General features: G+C 68.2%; 8 protein-coding genes. 1 reads left to right on the top strand and 7 read right to left on the bottom strand.

Annotation, left to right across the window (positions count from 1 at the left end; all coding sequences use genetic code 11):
* The 7 genes from ACFWGZ_RS38705 to ACFWGZ_RS38675 form a co-directional block, all read right to left on the bottom strand.
* Positions 1-600: hypothetical protein (locus ACFWGZ_RS38705; RefSeq protein WP_382456566.1), on the bottom strand; the 600-nt coding region annotated here is incomplete at its 3' end.
* Positions 579-803, bottom strand: coding sequence for a hypothetical protein (locus tag ACFWGZ_RS38700; RefSeq protein WP_382456565.1), 225 nt, complete (start codon positions 801-803; stop codon positions 579-581). The genes ACFWGZ_RS38700 and ACFWGZ_RS38705, both read right to left, overlap by 22 nt.
* A gap of 121 nt (positions 804-924) precedes the next feature.
* The gene (locus ACFWGZ_RS38695) at positions 925-1,914 is read right to left on the bottom strand and encodes a zinc-dependent alcohol dehydrogenase family protein (RefSeq protein WP_382456564.1); all 990 of its coding nucleotides are present in this window, start codon (positions 1,912-1,914) and stop codon (positions 925-927) included.
* The gene (locus ACFWGZ_RS38690; protein ID WP_382456563.1) at positions 1,911-2,726 is read right to left on the bottom strand and encodes a carbohydrate ABC transporter permease; all 816 of its coding nucleotides are present in this window, start codon (positions 2,724-2,726) and stop codon (positions 1,911-1,913) included. The genes ACFWGZ_RS38695 and ACFWGZ_RS38690 overlap by 4 nt, the downstream gene beginning before the upstream one ends.
* Positions 2,723-3,652, bottom strand: a complete 930-nt coding sequence (locus ACFWGZ_RS38685) for a carbohydrate ABC transporter permease (RefSeq protein ID WP_382456562.1) — start codon at positions 3,650-3,652, stop codon at positions 2,723-2,725. Before ACFWGZ_RS38685 ends, ACFWGZ_RS38690 begins: the two co-directional genes overlap by 4 nt.
* A gap of 1 nt (position 3,653) precedes the next feature.
* On the bottom strand, positions 3,654-5,000 hold the full coding sequence (locus ACFWGZ_RS38680) for an ABC transporter substrate-binding protein (protein ID WP_382456561.1): 1,347 nt from the start codon (positions 4,998-5,000) through the stop codon (positions 3,654-3,656).
* 68 nt (positions 5,001-5,068) lie between these two features.
* Positions 5,069-5,830 carry a DeoR/GlpR family DNA-binding transcription regulator gene (locus tag ACFWGZ_RS38675; RefSeq protein WP_382456560.1) on the bottom strand — a complete coding sequence of 254 codons (762 nt, stop codon included), beginning with the start codon at positions 5,828-5,830 and terminating at the stop codon, positions 5,069-5,071.
* Between the two features lie 89 nt (positions 5,831-5,919).
* Here ACFWGZ_RS38675 and ACFWGZ_RS38670 point away from each other — a divergent pair.
* Positions 5,920-6,202 (top strand): hypothetical protein (locus ACFWGZ_RS38670; protein ID WP_382456559.1); only part of this gene is annotated, 283 nt, incomplete at its 3' end.

Genomic DNA, 6,202 nt, shown 5'->3' with positions numbered 1-6,202 from the left:
GAGCAACCGGCGTTCGTCGCCCTCGGCCCGGCGCCACCGCAGGAACAGCGACACGACCGCGGCGACCACCGAGGCACCGGCCGCGAGCACCGCGACCAGTGTCAGCGTCTTGGCGAACCCGCCACCGCCGGACTGCCAGAAGTCGGCCGGGTCGCCCCACGACGCCCACGCGATCCCCACGGTCCCGAGGACGGCGCTGGACAACGACGCGCCGATGGCGACCCACCAGCGGTTGCTCAACGGCTTGCCGTTGGGGAAGACCAGTGCCACGGCGGGCAGCAACGCGTAGGTGGGCCACCAGACCCACGCCTCGACCCACCGGGCGGGGTGGTCGGCGGGCTGACCGGCGACCGCGACGGCGATGCCGCCGAACACGCCCATGACCAGCAGCAGCCACCCCACGGCCGACCTGCGGACGTGACCGATCACCCGCACCCCGAGCAGGGTGCAGGCGAACGCGACCAGCCAGTTGCGCGGGTGCGAGACGACGCCGGTGACCGCGGTGTGCACGACGGCGAAGAGCACACACGCGGCCACCAGCGCACTGACGACGCGGGCGAGGTGGACCTCGCGCCGCGTCAGTCGCTGAGCCAGTGCCACAGGTTGTGGAACGGCGAACCGTCGTCGAGGGTGGAGAGGCCGCCCGGCCAGCCCTGGAACGTCATGACGCGCCGGCGCAGCTGCTCGACGGACACCGGGTCGGCCGGCTGGTGGACGTGGTCGAAATCGACGTCCCCAGGCTGCGGGTTCATCGCCCGCGCCTGAAGCTCCGCGTACCAGACGAGGAGCTCTTCGTCGGACATGTGCGAAAAGTACGGCGGTACCACTTTCTGCCCGGACTTCGACATGTCCGGAAAGAGTCGTGGGCACCCGCCTGGATACACGAGTGCCCACGAACGACCTGCGAAACCTGCGGAGCTCAGCTCACGGCAGGACCTGGATCTTGCGGCCCTTGCCCGCCTTGAACTGGTCCAACGCCCCCGCGTAGTCGTCGAGGGGCACCCGGTCGCTGATGAAGACCTCCGGGTCGAGCACACCGGTCGCGAAGAGGTCCGCCGCCCGTTCGAACGAGTGCAGCACCGCCATCGAGCCGGTGATGGTGATCTCCTGGTTGTAGATCTTGTACGGCTCGATGGTCACCCGCGCCGAGTAGTCCGAGACGCCGAACTGGAGGAACGTGCCGCCCTTCGCGACCCGCCCGAGCCCGTCCTGGATGGCCTTCTCGTTGCCGGTGGCGTCGATGACGACGTCCCAGCCCTGCGGCCGGTCCAGCTCGTCCGGCGTCGCCGCCACGGCCGTGACGCCGAGCTGCTTCGCCGTCTCGAGCCGCTCCGGGTTCAGGTCGACGACCTCGATCGACGACGCGCCGGTGAGCTTGCCGAGCTGCAGCATCATCAGGCCCATCGTGCCCGAGCCGTAGATCAGCACCCGGGACGCCATCTGCGACCGCAGCACGTCGTAGCCGCGCACCGCGCACGACAGCGGCTCGATCAGCGCCGCGTCCTCGGTCCGCACGTGGTCGGGCAGCTTCACGCAGTTGGCCACGGGGGCCTTCGCGAACTCCGCCGCGCCACCCGACGTCGTGACGCCGATGGCGGCCCAGCGCTCGCACAGGTTGTTCTTGCCGGACCGGCACATCCGGCACTCGTAGCAGTAGAGCGACGGGTCGACGGCCACCCGGTCGCCGACCGCCACCTCGTTCACCTGCGAGCCGATCTCGACGACGGTGCCCGCGAACTCGTGGCCCGGCACGACCGGCAGGGTGGGCGCGAACTCGCCCTGCAGGATGTGCAGGTCCGTGCCGCAGAGCCCGCAGGCCGCCACCTTCACCACCACTTCGCGGGGACCGCACGTCGGGTCGTCCACAGTGGTCACTTCGACGGAACCGACGCCGGTGATCACTGCTGCTTTCACTTGACTGCTCCCAACGAGAGGCCCTGGACGAGCTTGTCCTGGGCGGCGAACCCGGCGACGAGCACCGGCAGAGACACCACGACCGCCGCGGCGCAGACCTTGGCCAGGAAGAGGCCCTGCGACGTGACGAACCCGGTCAGGTACACGGGCGCGGTGCCGGCGACGACACCGGTGAGCACCCGTGCGAAGAGCAGCTCGTTCCAGCTGAAGATGAAGCAGATCAACGCCGTCGCCGCGATGCCGGGCATCGCGATCGGCGCCACCACCCTGCGCAGGATCGTGAGCAGGCCCGCGCCGTCGATCGAGGCCGCCTCGAGGATCTCCTTGGGGACCTCGGACAGGAACGACCGCATGAGCCACACCGCGATCGGCAGGTTCATCGAGCAGTACAGCAGCGTGAGGAACGAGATGTTGTCGAGCATCCCGGAGAACTGCGCGATCAGGTAGATCGGCAGCAGCGCCGCGACGACCGGCATCATCTTGGTGGAGAGGAAGAAGAACAGGACGTCCGTCCACTTCTCCACCGGCTTGATCGACAACGCGTACGCGGCCGGGATCGCCAGCAGCAGCACGATGATCGTCGACCCGATCGAGGCGCTGAACGAGTTGATGAGCGGCGGCCACGCGCCCGAGTCGAAGAACTCCGCGTAGCCGTCGAGCGTCAGCGGCGCCAGCAGCGACGGCGGGTTCGTCGCCGCGTCCGCCTCGCTGTGCAGCGAGGTCAGGAACATCCAGGCCACCGGCGCGAAGAACACCAGGCCGGAGATCCAGGCGAGCACGCCCCAGCCGTGTTTGACCCATCGGGAGGTCATCGCTTCTCCTCCTTGAACAGCGAGGACACCGTGCGCAACGCGAACGTGGCGATCACGATCGAGCCCGCCACCACGATCACGCCGGCCGCGGACGCCTCGCCGTACTCGTGCGCCTGGTAGAAGGTCTGGTAGATCATGTACGGCAGGTTCGCCGTGCCCAGGCCACCGGACGTGATCGTGAAGACCGCGTCGAAGTTCTGCACGACGTAGATCGAGCCGAGCAGGCCGCCGAGCTCCAGGTACTGGCGCAGGTGCGGGAACGTCAGGTACCGGAAGACCTGGAACGACGAGGCGCCGTCGATCGTGGCCGCCTCCACGGGTTCGATCGGCTTCGACTGCAGGCCCGCCAGCAGGATCAGCATCATGAACGGCGTCCACTGCCACACCAGCGACAGCACCACGGCGCTCATCGGCATGGTGCTGATCCAGTCCGGCTGGGCCTCGAAGCCCAGCCAGTTCAGGATGCCGTTGAAGAGGCCGTACTCCGGGTTGTAGAGCACGTGCTTCCAGATCAGCGCCGCCGCCACCGGGACCACGAGGAACGGCGCGATCAGCAGCGTGCGCACGAACCCGCGGCCGGCGAACTTCTTGTCGAGCAGCAGCGCGAGCCCCAGCCCGAGGACCAGACTGATGATCACGACCGACGCCGTGAGCACGATCGTGTTCACGACCGACGACCGCAGGTCGGGGTCGGTGAACACGTTGACGTAGTTGTCGAACCCGGCGAACCCGCGGTTGGCGGGGTCGAGCGAGTTCCACTTCATGAACGAGATGACGAGCGTCGCCACGAACGGCAGCTGCGTCACGATGATCAGGAAGATGAGCGCGGGCAGCAGCGGCGCCCGCGTCGCCCACTTCCGGTACTGCTTGCGGGGGACGGGAGGCGGGCGGTCCACAGCCGCCCGCTCCCGCTCTACTACCGCCATGTCACTGCCCCTTGTACTTGGAGGCGACCTTCTCGGCGAGACCCTGACCGTTGTTCAGCGCGTCGTCCACGGACGTCGCACCCGCGATCGCGGAGCTGATCTGCTGCGACACCTGGGTTCCGAGGTCGGTGAACTCGGGGATGCCGACGAACTGGATGCCGGGCGCCGGGCGCTCCTGCACACCGGGGTTGAGCGGCTTCGCGCCCTTGATGGCGGCCTCGGCCTGCGCGGAGAACGACCCGGAGGACTGCTTGTACTCGGCGCGCTGGTAGGTCGACGAACGCTTGCCGTCGGGGACCTTCGACCAGCCGAGGGTCTTGCCGGCGAGCTCCTCGTAGCCCTTGCCCGACGCCCAGGAGATGAACTTCCAGGCGTTCTCCTGCTTCTTCGACGCCTTCTGGATGCCGAACGCCCAGGTGTAGAGCCAGCCGGAGCTGTCGGTCTTCACGACCGGCGCCTGGGCGAAGCCGAGCTTGCCCTTGACGGGGGAGTCGTTGGCCTCGAGCAGGCCGGCGGCGACCGTGGCGTCGTACCACATCGCGACCTTGCCCTGCGTCATGTTGTTCAGGCACTCGGCGAACCCGGCCTGCGGGGCGCCCGCCTCACCGTAGTTGCGGACGAGGTCGACGTAGAACTTGGTGGCCTCCTTGAACTCCGGCGCGTTGACCTGCGCCTGCCAGTCCTTGGTGAACCACGTGCCGCCGAAGGTGTTCACGACCGTCGTGAGCGGCGCCATGACCTGACCCCAGCCCGGCTGGCCGCGCAGGCAGATGCCGCGGACCTCGGGGGTCGCGACCTTCTGGGCGGCATCGGCGACCTGCTGCCAGGTCGGCTTCTCCGGCAGCGTGATGCCCTTGGCGTCGAGGAGGTCCTTGCGGTACATCAGGAACGACGACTCGCCGTAGAACGGCTGCGCGTACACCTTGCCGTCGGCGGCGGTCAGCGACTGCTTGATGGGCTCGAGGATGTCGGCCTGGTCGAACCCGCTGTCCTTGGAGACGAAGTCGTCCATCGGCGCGAGCCAGCCGTTCTTGGCGTACATGGGCGTCTCGTAGTTCGAGATCGTCGCCACGTCGTACTGCCCGGCCTGGCTGGAGAAGTCCTGGCTGATCTTGTCGCGGACGTCGTTCTCCGGCAGCACGGTGAAGTTCACCTTGATGCCCGTGTCCTTGGTGAAGTTGTCCGCGGTGAGCTTCTGCAGGTCCTGCATCTGCGGGTTGTTCACCATCAGGACGTTCACCGAGTTCTCACCACCACCCCCGCCGCCGGCGCCGGAACAGGCGGACGCGAGCAGCAGCACTGCGGTGGCGGCCCCGAATGCGCGGAGGGGTGTGCGAATCGACGACATCGTCGGTTCCTTTCCAGGGTTTTCGGGCGCGGTGAAGTAGGGGGATCACGCCCGAATGGTGAGGGATCTCAGGCTCTGATGACCTTGGGGCCCAGAAGGGTGTAGCGGTGGGCCTCGTGAGCGGTGAGGCCGCTGTCGGTGACGACCGCCTCCAGATCGGAGACCTCGGCGAACCGGTGGAAGCTCGAGACGCCGAACTTGGTGTGCGTACCGACGAAGATCTTTCGCCGGGACGCGCCGAGCGCCCTGGACTTCACCGCCCCGACCGCGGGGTCGGGGGTGGTCAGCCCGTGCTCGCGGGAGATGCCGTTCGCTCCGATGTAGGCGAGGTCGATGACCATCTCGCCGAGCATCCTCGTGGTCCAGTGGTCCACTGTGGCCAGTGTGTGCCCGCGAACCCGGCCGCCCAGCAGCAGGACGGTGCACGAGGGGTGCTCGGACATGGCCGCCGCGGTCGGCAGCGACGCGGTGATGATCGTCAGCGGGTTGGTCGTGGGCAACGCCTCCGCCACGAGCTGCGGGGTGTAGCCCTCGTCGATGAACACGGTCTCGGCGTCGTCGAGCCGTTCGGCCGCGGCCTTCGCGATGCGCCGCTTCTCCGGGACGTGCGACCCCGCCCGGAACCTCAGGCCCGTCTCGAACCCGGCGCTCTCCACCGGGATCGCACCGCCGTGCGTGCGGCGCACCAAACCGTGCTCGTCGAGAACGCGCAGGTCGCGACGCACCGTCTCGGGCGCCACGCGCAGCTCCTGCGCCATCTCCACCACGTCGACGCGGCCGTCGGCGCGGGCCCTGGCCAGGATGCGGCGCTTGCGTTCCTCTGCTCGCATGTCACCTGCCCACTCGGCTCTCGGGTTGCCCGTTCGGGCCGTGCATAGATGAAACACCCTGGAAACACTGTGGTCGGCACCACAACTAGGTGGAATCCTGCCCGGTTTTCGCCTGGTTCGCACTGTGTGACGACTCGTTCACGCAGGTCGGCATGTCCGGGCATGCCCGAAATGTCATGGTGAGCTGCCCGGATGGCCCCCAGATCATCGTCGAATCCGCCGGAACCGGGCGAATTGAGACGAAGGCGGGCGAGGAACCGGGTACGCACAAAGGTCTCGGGGGCGGCTGCGGCGAGGTGCTGGGCCTCGTCCAGGAGGCGTTCGACGGCGTCGCGGTCGCCGAGCAGCGAGTGGCCGTGGGCCTGCTGGTAC

Origin of the sequence: Lentzea sp. NPDC060358 (assembly GCF_042725365.1) — a bacterium.
Lineage (GTDB): Bacteria > Actinomycetota > Actinomycetes > Mycobacteriales > Pseudonocardiaceae > Lentzea.
Note: the sequence above shows the minus strand (reverse complement) of the source record. Positions and strands in the feature narration are given on the sequence as shown.